This is a genomic window from Herbaspirillum sp. B65, assembly GCF_000333555.1.
In the GTDB taxonomy this organism is placed as follows: Bacteria; Pseudomonadota; Gammaproteobacteria; order Burkholderiales; family Burkholderiaceae_D; genus Herbaspirillum; species Herbaspirillum rubrisubalbicans.
In genome coordinates, this window is the sequence record NZ_BADI01000428.1 from 1 (window position 1) to 975 (window position 975).

Genomic DNA, 975 nt, shown 5'->3' on the forward strand with positions numbered 1-975 from the left:
CCTGCCTGAAACGCTTTGCCCGGGTTTTTTTGCCCAGCGAGGACAAAGCGACATTTTTCCCGGACGAACATCTTTCTGGTTTGACTTATGACGGAGTGCACATGGTTTCATGGTATAAAGCTACCCGGACATCATTTGTTATACATCTTGGACAGGGATGAATCGCGGTTTCTATACCATCATGGCGGCGCAGTTCTTTTCGTCGCTCGCCGATAACGCGCTGCTGATTGCCGCCATCGCCCTACTTGCCGAAATGCACTCGCCAGCGTGGATGACCCCGCTGCTGAAGCTGTTCTTCGTGCTTTCCTATGTGCTGCTGGCCGCCTTCGTGGGCGCCTTCGCCGACGCCTTCCCCAAGGGCAAGGTCATGCTGGTCACCAACATGATCAAGATCGCCGGCTGTTCCCTCATGTTCTTTACGGTACACCCGCTGCTGGCCTATGCCGTGGTGGGCTTTGGCGCGGCAGCCTACTCACCGGCCAAGTACGGCATCCTCACCGAACTGCTGCCACCGGAAAAACTGGTCGCGGCCAATGGCTGGATCGAAGGGCTCACGGTGGGCTCCATCATCATGGGTACGGTGCTCGGTGGCGCACTGGTCAACCCAAAGATTTCGGCAGTGATCCTCAGCTTCGATTTCCCCATGATCGACCTGCCCATCGACACCCCTACCGAAGCCGCCCTGTGCATCATCTCCTGCATCTACATCATCGCCGCACTGTTCAACTTCTACATTCCTGATACCGGCGCCCGCTACGAGCACCAGGAACGCAATCCCGTGCGCCTCATCGTCGATTTTGCCAATTGCTTCACCACCCTGTGGAAGGACAAGCTGGGCCAGATCTCGCTGGCCGTGACCACGCTCTTCTGGGGCGCGGGGGCGACGCTGCAGTTCATCGTGTTGAAATGGGCCGAAAAGTCGCTGCACATGCCGCTGGACAAGGCCGCCATCCTGCAGGGCATCGTCGCCGTGGG

At 58.3% G+C, this 975-nt stretch carries 1 protein-coding gene; it reads left to right on the forward strand.

The window, feature by feature from the left end; translation table 11 throughout:
- Positions 1-157: 157 nt before the first annotated feature.
- Positions 158-975: lysophospholipid transporter LplT (gene lplT, locus I5W_RS10225; RefSeq protein WP_044529135.1), on the forward strand; the 818-nt coding region annotated here is incomplete at its 3' end.